This window comes from Halomonas sp. 3A7M, from assembly GCF_014897875.1.
GTDB lineage: Bacteria > Pseudomonadota > Gammaproteobacteria > Pseudomonadales > Halomonadaceae > Vreelandella.
The window spans coordinates 97,157-118,096 of record NZ_JABUZD010000169.1; the positions used below are offsets into that span (position 1 = coordinate 97,157).

Consider the following 20,940-nt stretch of genomic DNA (forward strand, 5'->3'; position numbering starts at 1 on the left):
GCGTCGTTTAGAGTGCAGCAAGCCGCTGGTTAAGTGCTTCGGCTTGAGCCTTCGCATTACCAATATAGCTGGCAGGAGAGAGGGCTTTCAGCTCATTTTTAACCGACTCGGGTAGTTCAAGCGTATCAATAAAAGCAGCAAAGCCTGCTTGGTCAATACGCTTGCCGCGGGTTAATTCTTTAAGTTTTTCGTAGGGCTTTTCGATGCCATAGCGACGCATGACCGTTTGAATTGGCTCAGCCAGTACTTCCCAGCTGTTATCCAGGTCTTCAGCTAGGCGCTCAGGATTTGCTTCAAGCTTGCTGATACCCTTGAGGCTAGCGTGATAGCCAATCAGGCCGTAAGCCAAGCCAACGCCTAGGTTGCGCAACACAGTGGAATCCGTCAGGTCGCGCTGCCAGCGTGAAATCGGTAGTTTCTGGGCCAAGTGATTAAGCACGGCATTGGCCAGCCCAAGGTTGCCTTCCGAGTTTTCAAAGTCAATTGGGTTAACTTTATGCGGCATGGTCGATGAGCCAATTTCGCCTTCGACAGTGCGCTGCTTAAAGTAGCCCAGCGAAATATAGCCCCATACGTCGCGATCAAAGTCGATCAAAATAGTATTGAAGCGGCAAACTGCATCGAAAAGCTCGGCAATGTAGTCGTGGGGCTCAATTTGTGTGGTGTAGGGGTTGAAGCTTAGTCCTAAGCCTTCCACAAAGGTGCGTGCGTTGGCTTCCCAGTCAATGTCTGGGTAGGTTGTCAGGTGGGCATTGTAGTTACCTACAGCACCGTTAATTTTACCCAGAATCTCAACGCGTTCGATTTGCTTGAGCTGGCGCTTAAGCCGGTAGGCCACGTTGGCCATTTCCTTGCCTAGCGTTGTGGGGCTGGCGGTTTGCCCATGGGTGCGCGAAAGCATCGGTTGAGCCGCATGCGCAATGGCCAGTTTGGCAATCTCATCAGCGACTTCATGCAGGGTAGGTAGAGTGGCTTTTAGCCCATCTGCCAGCATAACGCCGTAGGAAAGGTTGTTGATGTCTTCGCTGGTGCAAGCGAAGTGAATAAATTCAGTGACCGCGTTAAGCTCGGGTTGCCCCGCAATCTTCTCTTTCAAGAAGTACTCAACCGCTTTGACATCGTGGTTGGTGGTGCGCTCTATTTCTTTAATGCGTTCGGCATCTTCGACAGAAAAGTCACGAATCAGCTGCTCAAGAAAAGCCGTCGCTTCCACTGACAGCGGCGGTACTTCGACAATTTGGCTGTGGTCAGCAAGGCGCTGCAGCCAGCGCACTTCCACAATCACGCGCGCACGGATAAGACCGAATTCGCTGAAGTGCTCCCGTAGTGCGGCGGCTTTTGCGCCGTAGCGTCCGTCAACGGGGGAGAGGGCGGTCAAAGCAGAGAGTTGCATGGCTTGGTTTCCAAGGTGGTCTGAAGTCAATGGTTCGAACAGCAAAATGTCGAAAAGAAATCGCTCGAAGTGCCTAGATGATCTTTGGGCGCGTTAGCCAAGGCTATCAAGCGCGCGCCTCAACGCTTTACGCTGGAAGACAAGCTTCCAGCGACGGCCGCCTTGTTGGTGCCATAGCAGCGCAAAACGTATGCCCGCCATCAAACAGGCGCGCACCCGCTCGGGCATCATGCGAGTCTGCAGTAAAGAGGGGTCGCCCTGAACCACGATGCGGGTTTTGAACGTCGAAATGGTTTCTTGGTAGGCATCGCCCAGGCTTGCAATCACATTTTCATGAGTGCTGCCGAAGTGCTCTGCCTGCCCCTGTACGTGGGTCAGCTTTTGACCCAGTAAATCCATCATATGTCGGTCAGTGCGCAGTTTATTCATTAACAGCAGCAGCGAAAAACCGTAGCGGAGAACCACAGGGTTGGCTTGTTTGCGGCCAACAAGGGCTTCGAGTGTTTCTAATCCGCGGCGTAAATTATTGGGGTGCCCGCCATAAATAGCTTCAAAGCTTGCCGGGTTGGTGTCCACGGTTGCATTGATAAGTGTTTCCCAAGCGCGTGGATCTACTTGTCCAGTACGCGCGAGTTCGTCTACCAAGCTAGCGGATTGAAAAACGCCAGCCAGCGCCAGTGCTTGGCGAGCGGCTTGAGACTCCGGCGCGCGATGAATAGGGGTAGCGCTCATGCAGCGGTCTCCGTGGTATTCCAAGTGGCGCGAATAACGCCGCCGCCTAAGCAAATTTCACCATCATAAAGTACCAATGACTGGCCCGGTGTGACTGCCCACTGAGGATCATCAAACACCACCTCAACAGTGCCGTCGGGCAGCGCATGGATTGCACATGGGCAATCACTTTGACGATAGCGGGTTTTGGCGGTGTAACGGCCCTGTGCGGCAGGCGGTTCACCTGCTACCCAATCCATGGCTTCAGTGGCCAACGCATTGGTGAACAGTAGGTGGTGATGCTTGCCTTGGACGACAATCAATACATTACGCTCAAGGTCTTTGGCCGCTACGTACCATGGGTCTTCCGAATAGTTGGCGAGACCACCAATGCCTAACCCTTGGCGCTGCCCGAGGGTGTAGTACATCAGTCCCATATGCTTGCCAATGACATCGCCTTCGGGCGTTTCAATATTGCCGGGTTGTGCGGGCAGGTATTGCTGCAAAAAGTCGCGGAAACGGCGCTCGCCGATAAAGCAAATACCAGTAGAGTCTTTTTTCTTGGCGGTAATAAGATCGTGCTGTTCAGCCAAGGCTCTAACGACAGGTTTTTCAAGCTCACCAACCGGAAACAGGGTGCGCGAAATCGCTGCTTCAGGCACCGCATGCAGGAAATAGCTTTGATCTTTATTGCTATCCACACCTTTTAGCAGGCGCGGGCGTCCTTCGCGAACCCCTTGTCGAACATAATGCCCGGTTGCGATTTTATCGGCGCCTAGCATTTCAGCGTAGTCTAGAAAGACCTTAAACTTGATCTCTCGGTTGCACAGGATATCGGGATTGGGCGTTCTGCCCGCTTTATATTCGGCTAAAAAATGCTCGAAGACGTTATCCCAATACTCGGATGCGAAATTGGCCGTATGCAATTTGATGCCCAGCTTCTCACACACAGCTTCTGCATCGGCAAGATCTTCTTTTGCCGTGCAGTATTCGGTGCCGTCGTCTTCATCCCAGTTCTTCATAAACAGGCCCTCAACCTCATACCCTTGTTGGAGTAGAAGGAGAGCAGAAACCGATGAATCAACGCCGCCCGACATGCCAACAATTACTTTTTGGGTCTCGGGCGCTTCAGGAATAGACGTGCCATGGGTGGATGTCATTGGCATCCTCAGTTGAGGTGGTGTGCAATTGGATGCTGATTATACACGATGGAGGCTTGGTGCTTCGAGTGCTTCACTCATGAATCACGGTCAGGGGATAACATTGGCCGTTAATGGCGTTTTCGATCCGTTTAAGCACCAGGGGGCTGCGCAGCCGACCGGCATTGCCGAGGGCTTTGATGTCATTCAATGTGAGCCAGTGAGTGGCAGTGATGTCGCTATCAATGGGGGACGAGAGCATGACGTCTGGTGTGGCTATAAAACCATGGCTATGGAAGGTAAGGCCTTCTGGCGTGTGGAAGATATAAAGACCTAAGTAGTCGGTTAGCGTCACCTGCCAAGCAGTTTCTTCTTGCACTTCACGCAAGATGGCTGCCATCGGGCCTTCGCCTGGCTCTACATGTCCAGCCGGTTGGTTAAACACGGTTTGCCTACCGCCGCGGGCTTCTTCCACCATCAAAAAGTGGTCATTGCGCTGAATCACGCAGGCAACGGTACTTCTGATGATGGCATTTTTTATCATCTCACTGCTCATTTGGAGTGCCTGTGCCGAGGTGCGCCGCTGCGCTTTGGCGCTTTAGTGGGGCGTGGAGCGTGTAGTGTTTGTTTGCGCCACTCGCCTGGGGCCAAATCGCCAAGTTGCCAAGTGCCAATCGCCGCGCGTATCAATCTCAACGTAGGAAATCCTACATGGGCAGTCATGCGCCGTACTTGGCGGTTGCGGCCTTCGCTGATTGTTAGTTCCAACCAACTAGTAATTGGGTGGCGCTTAGGGTCAATCCTTGAGTCGCGTTGTGCGATGGCCGGTGGCTCAATGCGCCGGGCTTTTGCTGGCTGGGTTGGGCCATCTTTTAAGGTGATGCCGTTTTTCAGCGCGTTAATCGCCTCATCATTAATCTGCCCTTCGAGCTGCACCCAGTAAGTTTTGGGCTGCTTGTGACGTGGGTGGGCGATACGGTGAATGAGACTGCCGTCATCACTTAATAACAGTAGACCCTCAGAGTCATAATCAAGCCGCCCGGCGGCGTAGACGCCAGGCACATCTATAACATCGGCTAATGTGGCGCGGCCTTGTTTGTCGGTAAACTGAGAGAGCATACGATAGGGTTTATGCAGTAAATATAAAGTGCTCATAATCTCTTTAGAAGGGTGCCCTTGATTTGTCGACAATCTCTCATGCGATTAAAATGCAGCGCTGGTATACTTTGAGGCTAATCTTTCAAAGGCAGTTCTTGAAAAGTCGCCTTTGAATAGCGTTTATGTCGTGCTGGAGTTGTCGTAATTTCCACTGAAATAACCACCGTAAAAACCACCGATTGATAACCGGGAAAGCCAAATAAAATGGCCCCGCCTGCTTCGCGGCATGGTCTCTCGTTGAAGAAGTCGCGTCGCTCAGGATCTCTATAATCACAGCGATAGAAAAAAGAGGTTAACGCAAAATGTCTAAAACGCCGAAGATCATTTACACGCTCACCGACGAAGCGCCTGCGCTCGCGACATACTCTTTGCTACCGATTATTGACGCTTTCACCGACGCTGCGGGTATCGAGGTGGAAACCCGGGATATTTCCCTGGCGGCTCGCGTTCTCTCTTTATTTCCCGACTACTTGACCGAAGAGCAGCGTATCGAAGACCACCTGGCCGAATTAGGTGCGCTGGCCAAGGTTCCCGAAGCCAATATCATCAAATTACCGAATATCAGCGCCTCTATGCCGCAGCTGCGGGCGGTGATCAAAGAGCTGCAAGAACAAGGTTACAAGCTGCCCGAGTATCCGGATGACCCAAGCAGCGATGAAGAGAAAGATATCAAAGCGCGCTATGACAAAGTGAAAGGCAGCGCAGTTAACCCCGTATTGCGTGAAGGTAACTCTGATCGCCGCGCACCGAAGGCCGTGAAAGAGTACGCCCGCAAGTACCCGCATTCTATGGGGGAGTGGAGCCAGGCATCGCGTACCCATGTTTCACACATGCATAGTGGCGACTTCTACCATGGCGAGAAGTCGATGACCCTGGATCGCGCCCGCAACGTCAAGATGGAGCTGATCACTGCCAGCGGTGAAACCAAGGTGCTCAAGCCTCGGGTCGAGCTGCTGGAAGGCGAAATCATTGACAGCATGTTTATGAGCAAGAAAGCGCTGCTGGAGTTTTACGAGCGTGAAATCGAGGATGCGCGTAAGACCGGTGTGATGTTCTCATTGCACGTAAAAGCGACGATGATGAAGGTCTCGCACCCCATCGTGTTCGGGCACTGCGTCAAAATTTTCTACAAGGACGCCTTTGAGAAGCACGGTGAGCTCTTCAAAGAGCTGGGTGTCGATGTTAACAACGGCATCGCTAACCTCTACGATAAAATTGCGACCTTGCCAGAATCTCAGCGTGATGAAGTCATTAGTGACTTGCATGCGTGCCATGACAAGCGCCCAGAGCTGGCAATGGTTGATTCGGCTCGCGGCATCACCAACTTCCACTCACCCAGCGATGTGATTGTCGATGCTTCGATGCCGGCGATGATTCGCGCTGGCGGTAAGATGTACGGTGCTGATGGTCGTCTCAAGGACGTCAAAGCCGTCATGCCTGAGTCGACGTTCGCGCGTATTTATCAGGAAATGATCAACTTCTGCAAATGGCACGGTGCGTTTGATCCGGCCACAATGGGCACCGTTCCCAATGTTGGTTTGATGGCGCAAAAAGCCGAAGAGTATGGCTCTCACGATAAGACCTTCGAGGTGTCGGCAGATGGTGTTGCCAACATCACCGATCTGGACACGGGTGAAGTACTGCTGTCACAGACTGTGGAGCAGGGCGATATCTGGCGTATGTGTCAGGTCAAAGACGCGCCGATTCGCGACTGGGTGAAATTGGCGGTTGAGCGCTGCCGTGATTCTGGTATGCCGACGGTGTTCTGGCTTGATCCTTACCGTCCGCACGAGAATGAGCTAATCAAAAAGGTCAAAACGTACCTCAAAGATCACGATACTGATGGCCTCGAAATTCATATCATGTCTCAGGTTCGGGCGATGCGTTACACCCTTGAGCGCGTGATTCGTGGTCTCGATACGATCTCGGTGACGGGCAACATTCTCCGCGATTACCTGACAGACCTATTCCCGATTCTTGAATTGGGCACTAGTGCCAAAATGCTTTCTATCGTGCCGTTGATGGATGGCGGCGGCCTGTTTGAAACGGGGGCCGGTGGTTCCGCGCCTAAGCACGTTCAGCAGCTGCTTGAAGAGAACCACCTACGTTGGGACAGCCTTGGCGAGTTCCTGGCGCTGGTTGCTTCTTTGGAACACCTCGCCAAACGTTTTGGCAATGACCGTGCTAAGTTGCTGGCGAAAGCGTTGGATGAAGCTAACGGCAAGTTCCTTGAGAGCAATAAATCACCTTCGCGCAAAGTGGGTGAGCTTGATAACCGAGGAAGCCACTTCTATCTAGCGCTCTATTGGGCAGAAGCATTGGCAGCTCAGGATGAAGACGCTGAACTAAAAACACGCTTTGCCCGTTTGGTAGAAACGCTGAAAGCCAATGAAGCTACGATCATTGACGAACTGAATGGCGTGCAAGGCCAGCCTGTTGACCTTAAAGGCTATTACCACCCGAATGGGGAAGTAGCTAGTCAAGTCATGCGCCCGAGTAAGACGCTCAACGAAGCCCTTGCTATGGTCGCAAACGGTTAAGGCTTAGATCACCAGCAGTCTGCGCTGCCGCTGGGCAATACGCATGAAAACGCTGTGATATCCCTCGCCCGCTTTGGTGGGCGAGGGTTTTTTGTCTTATTTAGTATGCTAATTTTTGTATTTTCCATGAACCCTTGCTGGTAACGGGCGTCTTACTTTGGAGAGCAAAATCAGAGTGATCAAATCTAGCGCAGTTAATGTTAGTGCATTTCAAGCTAGGATGGATGATTCAAGCGCCGTAAGACACCACTTGCCAGCTAAGAGACGATAACCCTTGCTGCTTATGCCTACTACAGACAGCCTATGCGTCATGGCTATCCTGCACGCAGGAATGACTCGGCCAGATGCGCCTGAATATGATGATGACCTAGCCGTTCAGTCGGCTGAGCCAGAGCTTGCTCGGCCGCCGTTGTACAAAGTGATACTTCACAATGATGATTTCACACCGATGGAGTTCGTTGTTGAGGTATTACAGGAATTTTTTAATATGGATAGTGAGCAAGCGGTCCAGGTCATGCTTGCGGTGCATACCCAAGGTAAAGCGACGTGCGGTATCTTTACGCGGGATATTGCAGAAACGAAAAGTTACCAAGTCAATGAACATGCCCGCGAATGCGAGCATCCTTTAATGTGTGATATCGAAGCTGCTGACTGAAAGCGTTGAAAAAAATTAGCGATGGGCCTTGCAAGTGCGCCATTTGTACCCGATGTTGAAAGTGCCGGTCGATTAAACTGATCCGACGCAAGCCCTAGGTGGCGACACGCCCTAGGTAGTAGCGAAAAGGGGACTGCCATGCTGAGCAAAGAACTTGAACTTACCCTGAACACGGCCTTCACCGTGGCTCGCTCAAAGCGCCACGAGTTTATGACCGTTGAGCACCTGCTCCTGGCGTTGTTGGATAATGCGTCAGCAGTTGACGTGCTTAAGGCGTGTGGGGCGAATCTCGATAAGCTGCGGTCCGATCTGCAGGATTTTATTAATTCGACCACGCCATTGATTCCTGAGAGTCAGGCGGATCGCGAAACCCAGCCTACCCTTGGGTTTCAGCGCGTACTGCAACGTGCTGTATTTCATGTGCAGTCATCTGGAAAGAGTGAAGTGACTGGCGCTAATGTGCTGGTCGCTATTTTCTCTGAGCAGGAAAGCCAAGCCGTTTACTTCCTCAAGCAACAAAGCGTTGCGCGCGTAGACGCTGTTAACTATATCGCTCACGGTATTTCGAAGGTGGCTGGCCATGGGCCTGCTCCATCGCCGTCTTCTCAAGAGAGTGAAGATGCTGAAGAGGGTAGTTCTGAAGGAGCTGCGCATCCGTTAACCGGTTACGCTACCAACCTGAATGAGCAGGCGCGCCAAGGCAAAATAGATCCATTGATTGGGCGCGACCATGAACTTGAGCGCGTGGTGCAAATCCTTGCCCGCCGGCGCAAGAATAACCCGTTACTGGTTGGCGAGGCGGGTGTTGGCAAAACCGCTATCGCAGAAGGCCTAGCAAAGCGCATTGTTGAAGAAGACGTGCCGGATGTGATTGCCGATGCAGTGGTTTACTCGCTTGATATGGGAGCGTTGTTAGCGGGTACTAAATACCGCGGTGATTTCGAGAAGCGCCTTAAAAGCTTGCTTAGTGAATTACGCAAGCAGCCTAACGCCGTGCTCTTTATTGACGAGATTCATACCGTAATAGGGGCGGGTGCTGCCTCGGGTGGCGTAATGGATGCATCTAACTTGCTGAAGCCCTTGCTTTCTTCCGGTGAGTTGCGGTGTATCGGTTCGACAACGTTCCAGGAGTTCCGCGGTATTTTTGAGAAAGATCGTGCCCTGGCTCGCCGGTTCCAGAAAGTGGATGTGCTAGCACCTTCTGTGGATGACACCATCAAGATCCTCAAGGGGTTACGTTCGCGCTTTGAAGAGCACCATGAAATTAAGTACACCGATGGCGCGCTAGAGAGCGCTGCTCGTTTGGCTGATCGCTATATCAATGACCGTTACCTACCCGATAAAGCCATCGATGTGATTGATGAGGCAGGCGCGCATCAGCGTATGCTGCCGCCGGAAGTGCGGACTGATACCATTGATGTTGAGCAGGTAGAAGCGGTAGTGGCGTCTATTGCGCGCATTCCGCCAAAGAGTGTGTCAAGTTCTGATCGTAAGTTGCTAGAGAAGCTCGACCGCGACTTGAAAATGTTGGTGTTCGGTCAAGATGAGGCCATCGATACTCTCTCCGCTGCCATTAAGCTTTCCCGTGCCGGTTTGAAATCACCAGATAAGCCAGTAGGTAGTTTCTTGTTTGCTGGCCCAACCGGTGTTGGTAAAACCGAAGTGGCTAAGCAGTTGGCGCATATCATGGGTATCGAACTAGTACGCTTTGATATGTCGGAGTACATGGAGCGTCATACTGTTTCACGCTTGATTGGTGCCCCACCAGGCTATGTCGGCTATGACCAAGGGGGGCTGTTAACTGAGGCCGTCACCAAGCAGCCGCATTGTGTATTGCTGCTAGATGAAATTGAGAAGGCGCACCCTGAAGTGTTTAACCTGCTGCTGCAGGTTATGGATCACGGCCGTTTGACAGACAACAATGGCCGCGAGGCGGATTTCCGTCACGTTATCCTGATCATGACCTCTAACGCAGGGGCAGAGCAGGCATCACGGCGCTCTATCGGTTTCCAAAGCCAAGACCACTCAACTGACGCGATGGAAGTGATTCGCCGCACCTTCTCGCCTGAGTTCCGCAACCGCTTGGATGGCATTATCCAGTTCCATGCGCTGCAAACGTCTGTTGTGCGAAACGTTGTCGATAAGTTCCTAATCGAGCTACAAGCGCAGTTGGACGAAAAGCGTGTACAGCTTGAAGTGGATGATACCGCGAGAGACTGGTTGGCAGAGAAGGGCTACGATCCCGATATGGGGGCACGCCCAATGGCTCGCTTGATCCAGGAGAAACTGAAGAAACCGTTGGCTGAGATGATTCTATTTGGCGAGCTGGCTGATCAAGGCGGCATTGTGCACGTTAGCCTTGAAGAAGGTGAGCTGCATTTGTCGACGGAGTCGGAGATGGCGGATGCGCCCTGAAAAGGGCGCTAAGTCTACATTAAGCCCTTATCTCATGCCTCACTAAAGCACAGCGCCCTGTCATCCGACGGGGCGTTGTCGTTTGCAGAGAGCGGCGCCGTACTTACGCTATATTTTCAGTCAGGATGCGTGCATGCGCGGGCAGTATTTGCTTGTAGGCGTTACCAAGGCTTAGCGCGAGCGATAAACAATACGGCCTTTTGACAGATCGTAGGGCGTCAGCTCTACTTTTACCTTGTCACCTGTCAGGATACGGATGTAGTTTTTGCGCATCTTGCCTGAAATATGAGCGGTAACGACGTGGCCGTTTTCCAGCTCAACACGGAACATGGTGTTGGGAAGGGTATCAACAATAACGCCTTCCATTTCAATATGATCTTCGCGTGCCATATAGGCAGATCCTCACTTATTTAACGTAATGGTTTGGTCTAATTAGTCACTTCAATGGGCGTCGTCAGGTGACGGTTACCCAGCAAGCAGCGCTATATTGTGCCGTAAGCCTGCCATCAAGGCAAAAAAGCTGGCAAGTTTAGCAAATTAAAGGCCGCCAATGTCGCCCGTCGAGCACCTCTATTGGGGTGAACGCGCGCTTATAACGCATCTTACGGCACTCCTCAATCCAATACCCGAGATACAAGTGGGGGAGAGACTTTTCACCACACAGCTCAATAAGTTTGAGAATAGCAAACGTTCCCAGTGATCGCTTTTCCAAGGCCTTGTCGACACTGAAAAACGTGTAAATAGCCGATAGCCCATGCTCAAGTTGATCAAATGCCGCGACCGCGACGAGCTTCCCATCCAGGTGCATTTCTAAAAGGTGTGCATAGGGTTCTTCAAGCGTTAAAAAGGTACGATACTGCTCTCGGCTTGGCGGATACATGTCACCATCGGCGTGGCGTAAGCGGATATAGTCTGCATAAAGTGCATAATGCTCAGCCTCATAGCGCGCAGGCACTACACGTGTAGCAATATCGGCATTAAGACGCCGGAGTTTGCGTTGGGTGCGATTAGCGCTAAAGTCGCTGATAGGAATGCGTACTGAGCGACAGGCATTGCAACCCTCGCAGTGAGGGCGGTATAGATGGCGACCGCTGCGACGAAAGCCGAGTAACGAAAGTGAGTCATAAACGCCGGGAACGGGAGATTCCTGGGGATCCAGAAACAGGGTGGTTGCTTCCTTGCCAGGAAGATAGCTGCAGGCATGGGGAACGGTTAGGAAGAAGCGCAAATCCCGCACCGGGCGGCGAGGAGCGTTACTACTCACGGCTTGCCTCCTTGCTTAGTTTGAACATGGACTAGCTTGAATATGGACTAGTTTGAATACGCTTACCATTCTGAACAGTGGCCTGAGGCAATGGCACCAAGCCACGGTGATCCAGGTATAGTAGGCGCTTCATTGGTCATATTCGTTAAGTTAAATGCCTCGTTAGGCAACCACTTTTCAAGATAGTTGATGAACGTCTTACGAGCGACTGTTGTCGCACCAAGGCTCGCCAAGTGAGGTGTGTGCATCTGGCAGTCGATCAGTTTACCCTCATGGTGCTGCATAGCATGGGCTAAGTGGGCGAGGGCGATTTTAGAGGCATCGGGCACTTTCGAGAACATTGATTCACCAAAGAAAATTGGCCCCATTGCTAATCCATAAAGCCCGCCAACCAGTTGGCCATCAAGATGCACTTCAATGCTATGCGCGATGCCTAGCTCATGTAGACGTTGGTAAGCGTGACGCATATCTTGATTGATCCAGGTGCCTGGTTCCCCAGAGCGTGGCGCAGCGCATGCTTTAACAATGTTTTCAAACTGTTGATCCAGAGTGACGATAAAGCCACCATGACGCAATCGCTTAACAAGGCTACGACGTCGTTTAAACTGTGCTGGTTGCAATACCATACGTGGGTTGGGGCTCCACCACAAAATAGGTTCATCATCGCTATACCATGGAAAAATACCTTTTCGGTAAGCGTGGATTAACCAGTGGGGGGAGAGCTCTCCGCCTGCGGCAAGAAGGCCGTTCGGTGACTCGAGGGCAAGGTCGGTAGACGGAAAGATAGGCTGTGGCGATGAAAGCCAAGGTAGCATTGTTTGCTCCTGTTACTGAACACTTCGATAGAAGCGCTGTGACGGCGAAAGGATGCTCGGTATGATGCAAACTCGCAAGTGGATTAAAGACACCATTGAGGTGTAAAGGGAGAATCGCTTGAAAGTAAATAAGGCGGTAGACAAGCGAACGCAACGTAACTCGCGTCAACCATCATCAACGGCCTCAACTGGGCGAGTTAAAGCCGCAAAGGATAAAGCTCGTCGATTTGGTCTGCGCTTGCAGGGCTCGGCGCGCGAAGGCGTGGTCGTGGTGCTGCTTGCGCTGTGCGTATTTTTGTTATTGGCACTGTTTAGTTATGACCCTGCCGACCCAGGTTGGTCTTATCAAGGGCCGGAAACGGATGTTCATAACTGGATGGGGCCTGTTGGTGCTTGGCTTGCGGACGTGCTTTATTCGCTGCTGGGAGCAAGTGCCTTGTGGTGGCCGGGAATGTTTGGTTATGCAGCCTGGTGGCTAATGAGGTCACGCCAAGTGCGCTTTGATATCGATCCGGTAGCGATTGCTGTCCATACCGGAGGATTAGTGCTGCTTATCTTCGGCACGACGATGTTGGGTGCACTGCATTTTTATCATCCTGACAGCATTTTGCCTTACGCCTCTGGCGGTATATTGGGCGAAGGGTTAGTGAGCACTCTAAAGCCACTTGTCAGCAGTGGTGGCGTTGGTCTTATTTCTGCTGCGCTAATCTTGATCGGTTTTCCCCTGTTTAGCGGCATGTCGTGGTTACAGCTGGCTGATGAGCTTGGTCGTCGTCTGTGTAAAGTAGGCGGCTGGTTCAGTGCTCGGCGCGCTAAAGGGCGTGAGAGGCGCTCCCAGCGTGCTGCTGTGCGTGCTGCCGCGAAAGCGGCGTCTCAAAAAGTAAAAGAGAAACCACTAGCTGAATTTAAAGCGGCTAAGCCAGAGAGTGACTCGCAACGCCCAAGTCCAAAAGAGAGTAGTCACCAGCAAGCACCCGCCCAAGAAAGCAGCCGCGTACGTCGTGAGCCTAGTTTTTCAACGACGACAGATACCTCAATTCCATGGGCAGCTGCTGCATTTTCAGGTGCGTTGCCTGAGGAAGAGATTCCCAAACGTGCATCCTCAACTGCGCCTGAGCAGCCTGCTCCTAAGATGGACGCCCCTCAGGATGCTCCGCCGGTTGAGCCTAATGACCAGCCGCTTGAAACCGCAGTTGAAGAGCGGCGTGAAGCTAAAGCAGAAGTTAAAACAGAAGTTAAAACAGAGCCTAAAATAGAGCCTGTTGTGAACAACGATGTGGAAAAGGTTGCGGAAGACGCTGTAGAAGATGTCGAGGAAAAATTGCCCAGCGCGCCTCGCGAGGATGCTTTTGCGGTGCGCATCAAGGATGAAAGCAGCGAGCCGACACCTTCAGTACCGCTCTCCGCGCGAGAGGCAGAGCCAACGTTCGATCGGCCATCGCGTGATGAGCTAGCCGGTGAAAAAGCGGCTTCTCATCCTGCACCTAGTTTCCAGCCAGCAGAAACGCAGCCATTTAATTCATCGGCAGACGGCGATGAAACAGAGCATCAAGCTACGCCTCAGGCGATGTCTTATGCAGCGCATGAAATAAAACAGCATGATGCAGCTAAGCAAGGCGACGACGTTGAACGCGAGATGGCGCCTGTTTCGACGAGCATGCCTGAACCCGAGCATACGCCCGCAATCACGCCGCGAGATGAATCTTACTCTCGCCCTGTACATGCGACGCCCCCTGAACCGTGTTCCGAACGGGTACCTGAAGTCGTGCCTGAGCCAGTATGGGATGATGAGGAAGATGATCTCCCTGTCGCACGGCCAGCCGTTACTGCCGTGCGCCAAGAGCCAACGCTACATGATTCTGATGTATCCAGGACTGAGGTATCCAGGGTTGAGGTTCCCCAAGGTGAGCCTTCTGAGGCGGTGGTTCCAAATGACATGTCTGCCGACGTGGCGTCTTCTGAGGAAAAAGAATCTGACAATGGACCTACTCTGTGGACTGTTGAGCATTTGCAGAGCCAGCGTCCAGCGTTTGAAACATTTGATGAGCCAGAAGGGGATGTGCCCAGTCTCCAACTGCTGACGCCTCCAGAACCGCATGAGCCAAATTACACGGACGAGCAGCTTGCTGATATGGCGGAGCTCTTGGAAGTGCGGCTGCGTGAGTATGGTGTTAAAGCAGAAGTCGTTGATACATGGCCTGGCCCAGTTATCACCCGGTTTGAAATTAAGCCAGCGGCTGGGGTGAAAGTTTCCAAAATCAGTAACCTTGCTAAAGACCTAGCACGCTCGTTAATGGTCAAGAGTGTACGTGTGGTTGAGGTCATTCCTGGGCGTCCAACGGTCGGCATTGAAATACCCAACCCTCATCGAGCGATGATTCGTCTGCGCGAAGTCATTGACTCTGACCGCTATCAACAGGAGAGCTCGCCACTGACCATGGCGTTGGGCCAGGACATTGGCGGCGGGCCGGTTGTCGCTAATCTAGGCAAGATGCCTCACCTTCTGGTTGCGGGTACGACAGGGTCTGGTAAGTCAGTGGGTGTTAATGCCATGCTGATTTCCATGCTGCTAAAAGCGACCCCAGATGAGCTCAAGCTGATCATGGTTGACCCAAAAATGCTGGAGCTGTCAGTTTACGATGGTATTCCGCACCTTTTGGCGCCCGTGGTCACTGATATGAAGGAGGCTGCAAATAGTCTGCGCTGGTGTGTTGCGGAGATGGAGCGCCGCTACAAATTAATGGCGGCAATGGGGGTGCGCAACATTGCTGGCTTTAATGGTCGTTTAGATGAAGCTGAGAGTGCCGGCGCACAAGTTGCCGACCCGCTTTGGGAGCCGCAGCCTTGGGAAATGCATCAGACGCCGCCAATCCTTGAAAAGCTGCCCTACATCGTGGTGGTGATCGACGAGTTCGCCGACATGTTTATGATCGTCGGCAAGAAAGTTGAAGAACTCATTGCTCGTTTGGCACAAAAGGCGCGTGCCGCGGGTATCCACCTGATTTTGGCTACTCAGCGCCCCTCTGTTGATGTGGTGACTGGGCTGATTAAGGCGAATATTCCGTCGCGAATGGCCTTTCAGGTATCGTCGCGGATTGATTCGCGTACCATTCTGGACCAGGGGGGCGCCGAGAGCCTGCTCGGCCATGGTGATATGCTTTACCTACCCGCTGGCTCAGGGCCGCCTAACCGAATTCATGGTGCTTTTGTAGACGATGACGAAGTGCACCGGGTCGTGGATGATTGGAAACGACGTGGCGCGCCTGAGTACATTGAAGAGATTTTGTCAGGCGGTGTAACTGCCGATGCACTGACGGGTCTTGAGGCTGAGGGCGTAGATGGCGATGATGCTGAGCAGGATGCGCTTTACGATGAGGCGGTTCAGTTCGTTACCGAAACACGCAAAGCTTCTATATCTGCCGTTCAGCGTCGCTTCAAAATCGGCTATAACCGCGCTGCACGTTTGGTAGAAGCAATGGAAGGTGCCGGTGTGGTTACCTCTATGGGGTCTAACGGTGCCCGTGAAGTGTTGGCACCGCCACCGATAGGCCACTGACTTATCTGTTAATGAGTGCCCGGCGCTTGGTTCAATAATGCAATAAGCGTGAAAGTCGCGCCGTAGGTGAAACCCTGCGGCGCGTTTTGCGTCTGAGAGGCTACACGGATCGTCTTAACGCTCCTTGCCTTGTCCGCTATCCGGCAATGACTGCCTAGGGAGAAAATAATGCGCGATACACATACTCGACGCTCATCAGCGTTAGCGTTAGCAGCCAGTGCGCTAGGGTTAGCCTTTGCATCGCCTATTGCGTGGGCAAACGAGGCTGCAGAGCGCCTTACTGAGCGGCTTGACCCGCTTGAGAGCTATCAAGCGACGTTTGAACAGCAAATTTTGGACGGTGGTGGTGAGCGTTTACAAAGCGCGCGTGGAGAAATGTGGCTCTCGCGCCCTGGCATGCTACGTTGGGAAGTCGATGCGCCTTATACGCAAGTCGTCGTCTCGGATGGTGATGATGTTTATCTCTATGACCCTGATCTTGAGCAAGTCACCATTCAGGCAATGGATGACCGGGTCACTCATACACCCGCGCTGTTGCTTTCGGGCAGTGCAAGCGATTTAACTGCTAGCTATGACGTATTTCATGAGCAGCAGGACGGTGATGACGTATTTACGCTGATTCCGATCTCAGCGGATACGTTATTTGAAGAGCTGAGCATGGTCTTTGACAATCAGACCTTAACGCAGCTGTGGATGATGGACAGTACTGGTCAGCGCACCGCGATTACGTTTAGCGACATTACTCGTAACGGTAGTATTGACCGCAGCTTATTCAATTTTGATATTCCTGAAGGTACGGATGTTATCCGCGAAGAGCTGTAAAAAATGGTGTAAGAAGAGCAGTACACGCTCGTAATAATGTCGCACGATGACTAGATCAGGCACCTTAAGGTGCCTGATCTGCTTCTAGGTCCTGCTGTTCCCGCCACGCCATTATCTCACCAAAGCGTTTCTCCTGACCAAAGACGCTCGGTTCATAAAATCGTGTTTTAGGTACGTCATCTGGCCAACAGTCATGAGCGCTGCCAGCAGGGTAGCCATAGGTTTCGTTATGCGCGTAGCGATAACCTTGGCCATGCCCCAACTGCTCCATCAATTTGGTGGGGGCGTTACGAAGATAGCTGGGAACTTCCAGCTGTGGTTGCTGCTGCACAAACTGTTGTGCAGCCTTCCAGGCACGATCGATACGATTACTTTTTGGAGCAACCGCTAAATGGATGGCGGCGTGGGCAATCGCCCGCTGGCCCTCATAATCGCCTAAACGTAAGTAGGCATCCCAGGCAGCAATGACCAGGGGCAGTGCTCGAGGATCAGCATTGCCGACATCTTCTGAGGCAATCGCCGTTAAGCGGCGCACAATATCAAGCGGGTCGCCGCCGCCCTGTAAAAAGCGTGCCATATACAGCAGGGCTGAATCAGGGCGTGATGAGCGAATTGATTTATGAACGGCTGATAATAAATCGTAATAAGCGTCACCCTGCTTATCAAAGGCGCTTGATTGATGACCTACCACATCGGCTAGCACCGCTTTGTGCAGCACCTCTTTATCACCATGCTGTTCAGTAAAGTCGCAGGCCGTTTCTAGTAGCCCCAGCGCGCGACGTGCGTCGCCAGCACTGGCATGAGCAAGTGCCTCTAATACTCCCTCTTCCATCTCGATGCGGCGCTTCCCCAGGCCATGCTCTGCATCGTTTAATGCTTGAGATAACACCTGGAGAAGTTCGTCATGGCTCAGCGGCTTAAGTACATACACCCGAGCACGGGAAAGTAGCGCCGAGTTGACCTCAAAAGAGGGGTTTTCTGTTGTTGCGCCGATCAGTGTTAGCAGGCCGGACTCCACATGGGGCAGCAGCGCGTCCTGTTGACTCTTGTTCAAACGGTGGATTTCATCTAAGAATAGAAGTGTAGGCGATGTGCGTTGCTGTGCTCGCTCTACTGCTGAACGGATTTCTTTCACACCGGCCATGACGGCACTTAAATGCTCAAGATGAGCGCCAGACGCGCGTGCTAATAACTCTGCTAGCGTGGTTTTGCCAACGCCAGGTGGCCCCCATAAAATCATTGAACGCACGACCCCAGACTCCGCCATTCGGCGTAGCGGTTTTTCAGGCCCCACTAATGCTTGCTGGCCGACGTAATCGTTAAGGGTTAGAGGGCGCATACGGTAGGCAAGGGGTACGTCTTCACTCGTGGTAACGGACGCGCGGTCAAAAAGATCCATATAAACGTTCCCTATAAATTTCCAGCGTAAATCTTGCCGTTGAACAATCAACGATTAACACGTGCCTGTGGTAAATAATGTAACGTCGGGCTACCTTTGGGCATAACCGACGGATAAGCGCCTGCTTGCCTAGGTAATGCCAAAGGCGCATGGTAACGATTAACACCAGTGTAGTTGAACCCAGCTCATGCCATGCGCCTAAGCGTTAGCAGGCAATGGGCGAAAGGTAAGGCACTTACAAAGGAGACGGCAAGATGTTAAACCAACTGCGTCTAGATCATGCCAACATGGCGCGAATGCTCCATGTGTTGCAACTGAAACAAAAAACACTCGCGAGCGGTGAACGGCCCGACTTCCAGTTGATGCGTGAGGTGGTGGACTACATTTTGTCTTATATGGATGGTTTTGCTTCTCCGCTGGAAAAAATCTGCGTGGAACGTCTGCAGAAGCAGGCCCCTGAGCACCTTCCATTGATGGAGCAGATGGCCAGTGACTATCGTAAATTAAAGCCACGTCTGTCTCGTTTATCCAATGATATCGACATGATTCTAATGGATAACGTGCTGCCCATGGATATTTTTGCAGAGGCGTTGAAAGCGTACCTTGATGCCCACCGTGCCTATCTCCGTCATGAGAGAGAGGGCCTGTTCCCATTGATAGATGAGCATTTCAGCGAAGAGGATATGGAGGAGCTTCGTCAAGCGCTACCTGAAGGGGCTGAACAAGAACTAGAGCGCCTACAGCAAGCGTACCCCGAACTTTACGCTGAATTGCGTGGTGCCGAAGTGCCACCAATGTAGCGCGTAAGCTGATCACTCAAGGTGTAACGGGGCGTGTTAGACTAACGCCCCGTTTTTTATTGGCGGCTTGAGGAGGGTGGCATGTACAACGCGTATTGGATGGTTAAGCAGTGATGTCAGGGCCTGTACTACTGTTTGATTCAGGTGTGGGTGGCCTTTCTGTTGCCCATGCGCTTCGCCAGCATTACCCGCATCTGGCAATGTGTTATGCCTGTGATAATGCGTGGCTACCCTATGGTCTACGTGATGATGTGACGCTCTCCCAGCGTATTGTCTCGGTATGCAAAGCGGCCGTAGATGCCTGTCAGGCGAGTGTCTTGGTCGTTGCCTGTAATACCGCTAGCACTCTAGCGTTAGAGGGATTGCGTGCAGCGTTAGATATTCCGGTTGTTGGAACGGTGCCTGCTATCAAGCCTGCTGCGTTGAGTAGTCAGACACGTCACATTGGCTTGCTCGCCACAGCGGCGACCGTCAATAGGCCGTATACGCAGACGTTAATTAATAGTTTCGCGATTGACTGTGTGATCACCAGGGTGGCAGCAGGTGAGCTTGTTACAGAGGCAGAAGCGTGGCTATCCGGCATACCGATTAACCAGCAGCGCATAAACCTAGCGCTAACACCTTTATGGCAGGCTACCCAGACCAACCCAGCACTCGATACCGTTGTGCTGGGCTGTACCCATTTTCCACTGTTGAAAACTGAGCTAATCCGGCTATCGCCGGTACCTTTGGTGTGGGTAGATTCTGGCGATGCAATTGCCCGCCGGGTAGGGCAAGTGGCACCGACCATAGCCAATAGCGCCCAAGATGGGCGTTGCTTCACGACAGCATCAGCGTCGCAACTTACTAACGGGTTGGCACGCTTTGGTTTTCACGCGCCACAACGATTAACGATTCCTAACGCGGCGTAGTCCCTCTGTTAGGCTGTTTGTTTTTATTGATGTTATTTACTTAAATGAGGAACTACCTTGGCGATCCCCACTGTAGAACCAGAACGCTACGCCGAACAGCTCGCTGAAAAGCAAGCCTACGTGGAGAAAACCTTTGCAGCGTTCACCACGCCCACGCTTGAAGTCTACCCCTCACCGCCGAGTCACTATCGGCAACGCTGCGAATTTCGTATTTGGCATGAAGATGATGACCTCTTCTACGCCATGTTTGAGGTCGATTCGGATAATCCCAAAAACAAGCGTGTCGTGCGTTTGGATCAGTTCCCCGTCGCCAGTGAGCATATCAATGCGCTGATGCCGCGTCTGCGAGAAGCGTTCCTTGCCAGCGATGAACTTCGTCGGCGCTTATTTCAAGTTGAGTTTTTAACCACGTTGTCTGGTGAAGCCTTGGTGACGCTGATCTACCACCGCCCGTTAGGCGAGGCCTGGGAAGCCGAAGCGCGCGCACTGGAAGAGGCGCTTGGCATCATGATTATTGGCCGTTCGCGCAAGCAGCGCTTGGTGCTAACCCGAGATCATGTGTGGGAGCGCTTAACAGTTGATGGTCGTGAGCTGGTTTATCAGCAGGTCGAAAACAGCTTTACTCAGCCAAATGCGCATATCTGCCAGACCATGCTTAGCTGGGCCAGGGAGGCCACCGCTGGACGGCAGGATGAAGACTTGGTGGAGCTTTACTGTGGTAACGGTAACTTTACCATTGCGTTAGCGGATAACTTCCGCCGCGTTTTAGCGACGGAAATTTCGCGCACCTCGGTTGCCAGCGCTAACGTCAATCTGGACGCTAACGGTGTAACCAATGCTCAGGTCGTAAGAATGTCCGCTGAAGAGTTCGCCTTGGCGCTAAAGGGCGAGAAAACAGGTCGCCGAGTGACGGAGATGGCGTTGGATGCGTATGAGTTTTCCACCGTGCTAGTCGATCCACCAAGAGCGGGTCTGGACGCCGAAAGTTGTCATCAAATCAGCGAATACGCTCAAATCGTCTATATTTCATGCAATCCGGCAACGCTAGCTGAAAACTTAACCATACTGACTCAAACACACCATATTGAACGGTTCGCGCTTTTTGATCAGTTTCCGTTTACCGAGCATTGTGAATGCGGTGTATTACTCACACGAAAGAGCGCTGGGTAATTGAGAAATTGCCGATAATGCTTAAGAGCTCTTGTCAATAGTGCTTATGATGCATAAGCGGCATACACCATGAATAACCTGTCAGATGGTTAGGGGGATAAGCAACGGTAGCGTAAGCTAGTGGATAGTGTGGCCTAAAGGCCTATTGTCCTTCGTTTTTTGGCCTAAATTGTGGCCCCAGGCAGTCGAGGT

The 20,940-nt window shown here is 52.3% G+C and carries 17 protein-coding genes; 8 read left to right on the forward strand and 9 right to left on the reverse strand.

What is annotated here, in order from left to right; translation table 11 throughout:
- Positions 1–7: 7 nt before the first annotated feature.
- From purB to INT19_RS17060, 5 genes are all read right to left on the reverse strand, one after another.
- A complete protein-coding gene (gene purB / locus INT19_RS17040) occupies positions 8–1,393 on the reverse strand; it encodes an adenylosuccinate lyase (protein WP_038482516.1) in 1,386 nt (461 codons plus the stop codon).
- Positions 1,394–1,486: 93 nt separating this feature from the next.
- The gene (gene hflD, locus INT19_RS17045; protein WP_038482519.1) at positions 1,487–2,125 is read right to left on the reverse strand and encodes a high frequency lysogenization protein HflD; all 639 of its coding nucleotides are present in this window, start codon (positions 2,123–2,125) and stop codon (positions 1,487–1,489) included.
- Entirely contained in the window at positions 2,122–3,264 is a 1,143-nt protein-coding gene (gene mnmA / locus INT19_RS17050; RefSeq protein WP_193061615.1) for a tRNA 2-thiouridine(34) synthase MnmA, read from the reverse strand. Before mnmA ends, hflD begins: the two co-directional genes overlap by 4 nt.
- 73 nt (positions 3,265–3,337) lie before the next feature.
- A complete protein-coding gene (locus INT19_RS17055) occupies positions 3,338–3,787 on the reverse strand; it encodes an NUDIX domain-containing protein (RefSeq protein WP_038482525.1) in 450 nt (149 codons plus the stop codon).
- Positions 3,788–3,795: 8 nt separating this feature from the next.
- The gene (locus INT19_RS17060; RefSeq protein WP_193061616.1) at positions 3,796–4,398 is read right to left on the reverse strand and encodes a pseudouridine synthase; all 603 of its coding nucleotides are present in this window, start codon (positions 4,396–4,398) and stop codon (positions 3,796–3,798) included.
- A gap of 305 nt (positions 4,399–4,703) precedes the next feature.
- Between INT19_RS17060 and INT19_RS17065 the strand changes: the two genes are divergently transcribed.
- From INT19_RS17065 to clpA, 3 genes are all read left to right on the forward strand, one after another.
- Positions 4,704–6,941 carry an NADP-dependent isocitrate dehydrogenase gene (locus INT19_RS17065; protein WP_193061617.1) on the forward strand — a complete coding sequence of 746 codons (2,238 nt, stop codon included), beginning with the start codon at positions 4,704–4,706 and terminating at the stop codon, positions 6,939–6,941.
- Between the two features lie 310 nt (positions 6,942–7,251).
- Positions 7,252–7,596, forward strand: coding sequence for an ATP-dependent Clp protease adapter ClpS (clpS, locus tag INT19_RS17070; protein WP_193061618.1), 345 nt, complete (start codon positions 7,252–7,254; stop codon positions 7,594–7,596).
- A 138-nt stretch (positions 7,597–7,734) separates the two neighbouring features.
- Positions 7,735–10,011 (forward strand): ATP-dependent Clp protease ATP-binding subunit ClpA, encoded by a 2,277-nt coding sequence (gene clpA, locus INT19_RS17075; RefSeq protein WP_089038725.1) that lies wholly within the window; start codon positions 7,735–7,737, stop codon positions 10,009–10,011.
- Between the two features lie 171 nt (positions 10,012–10,182).
- On the opposite strand, the gene infA is transcribed toward clpA, so the two are convergent.
- From infA to aat, 3 genes are all read right to left on the reverse strand, one after another.
- Entirely contained in the window at positions 10,183–10,401 is a 219-nt protein-coding gene (infA, locus tag INT19_RS17080) for a translation initiation factor IF-1 (RefSeq protein WP_007111068.1), read from the reverse strand.
- A gap of 139 nt (positions 10,402–10,540) precedes the next feature.
- Positions 10,541–11,275 carry an arginyltransferase gene (locus tag INT19_RS17085; RefSeq protein WP_038482539.1) on the reverse strand — a complete coding sequence of 245 codons (735 nt, stop codon included), beginning with the start codon at positions 11,273–11,275 and terminating at the stop codon, positions 10,541–10,543.
- 62 nt (positions 11,276–11,337) lie between these two features.
- The gene (gene aat / locus INT19_RS17090; RefSeq protein WP_089038724.1) at positions 11,338–12,090 is read right to left on the reverse strand and encodes a leucyl/phenylalanyl-tRNA--protein transferase; all 753 of its coding nucleotides are present in this window, start codon (positions 12,088–12,090) and stop codon (positions 11,338–11,340) included.
- Between the two features lie 118 nt (positions 12,091–12,208).
- Here aat and INT19_RS17095 point away from each other — a divergent pair, with 118 nt between their 5' ends.
- Both INT19_RS17095 and lolA read left to right on the forward strand, forming a co-directional pair.
- A complete protein-coding gene (locus INT19_RS17095; RefSeq protein WP_193061619.1) occupies positions 12,209–15,646 on the forward strand; it encodes a DNA translocase FtsK in 3,438 nt (1,145 codons plus the stop codon).
- A 168-nt stretch (positions 15,647–15,814) separates the two neighbouring features.
- Positions 15,815–16,468: an outer membrane lipoprotein chaperone LolA gene (gene lolA / locus INT19_RS17100; protein ID WP_193061620.1), complete on the forward strand. Its 654-nt coding sequence runs from the start codon at positions 15,815–15,817 to the stop codon at positions 16,466–16,468.
- Between the two features lie 64 nt (positions 16,469–16,532).
- On the opposite strand, the gene INT19_RS17105 is transcribed toward lolA, so the two are convergent.
- Entirely contained in the window at positions 16,533–17,867 is a 1,335-nt protein-coding gene (locus INT19_RS17105) for a replication-associated recombination protein A (protein WP_193061621.1), read from the reverse strand.
- Positions 17,868–18,121: 254 nt separating this feature from the next.
- Between INT19_RS17105 and INT19_RS17110 the strand changes: the two genes are divergently transcribed.
- From INT19_RS17110 to trmA, 3 genes are all read left to right on the forward strand, one after another.
- A complete protein-coding gene (locus INT19_RS17110; RefSeq protein WP_089038720.1) occupies positions 18,122–18,667 on the forward strand; it encodes a hemerythrin domain-containing protein in 546 nt (181 codons plus the stop codon).
- A gap of 113 nt (positions 18,668–18,780) precedes the next feature.
- On the forward strand, positions 18,781–19,578 hold the full coding sequence (murI, locus tag INT19_RS17115) for a glutamate racemase (protein WP_193061622.1): 798 nt from the start codon (positions 18,781–18,783) through the stop codon (positions 19,576–19,578).
- Positions 19,579–19,635: 57 nt separating this feature from the next.
- A complete protein-coding gene (trmA, locus tag INT19_RS17120; protein ID WP_193061623.1) occupies positions 19,636–20,748 on the forward strand; it encodes a tRNA (uridine(54)-C5)-methyltransferase TrmA in 1,113 nt (370 codons plus the stop codon).
- Positions 20,749–20,940: the final 192 nt, after the last annotated feature.

Bases quoted from the DNA above. Each gene is read 5' to 3' on its own strand.
- purB (WP_038482516.1), bottom strand. From the start codon at position 1,393: ATGCAACTCTCTGCTTTGACCGCCCTCTCCCCCGTTGACGGACGCTAC.
- aat (WP_089038724.1), bottom strand. From the start codon at position 12,090: ATGCTACCTTGGCTTTCATCGCCACAGCCTATCTTTCCGTCTACCGAC.
- hflD (WP_038482519.1), bottom strand. From the start codon at position 2,125: ATGAGCGCTACCCCTATTCATCGCGCGCCGGAGTCTCAAGCCGCTCGC.
- infA (WP_007111068.1), bottom strand. From the start codon at position 10,401: ATGGCACGCGAAGATCATATTGAAATGGAAGGCGTTATTGTTGATACC.
- mnmA (WP_193061615.1), bottom strand. From the start codon at position 3,264: ATGACATCCACCCATGGCACGTCTATTCCTGAAGCGCCCGAGACCCAA.
- clpA (WP_089038725.1), top strand. From the start codon at position 7,735: ATGCTGAGCAAAGAACTTGAACTTACCCTGAACACGGCCTTCACCGTG.
- INT19_RS17105 (WP_193061621.1), bottom strand. From the start codon at position 17,867: ATGGATCTTTTTGACCGCGCGTCCGTTACCACGAGTGAAGACGTACCC.
- INT19_RS17060 (WP_193061616.1), bottom strand. From the start codon at position 4,398: ATGAGCACTTTATATTTACTGCATAAACCCTATCGTATGCTCTCTCAG.
- INT19_RS17055 (WP_038482525.1), bottom strand. From the start codon at position 3,787: ATGATAAAAAATGCCATCATCAGAAGTACCGTTGCCTGCGTGATTCAG.
- lolA (WP_193061620.1), top strand. From the start codon at position 15,815: ATGCGCGATACACATACTCGACGCTCATCAGCGTTAGCGTTAGCAGCC.
- murI (WP_193061622.1), top strand. From the start codon at position 18,781: ATGTCAGGGCCTGTACTACTGTTTGATTCAGGTGTGGGTGGCCTTTCT.
- INT19_RS17065 (WP_193061617.1), top strand. From the start codon at position 4,704: ATGTCTAAAACGCCGAAGATCATTTACACGCTCACCGACGAAGCGCCT.
- clpS (WP_193061618.1), top strand. From the start codon at position 7,252: ATGGCTATCCTGCACGCAGGAATGACTCGGCCAGATGCGCCTGAATAT.
- INT19_RS17110 (WP_089038720.1), top strand. From the start codon at position 18,122: ATGTTAAACCAACTGCGTCTAGATCATGCCAACATGGCGCGAATGCTC.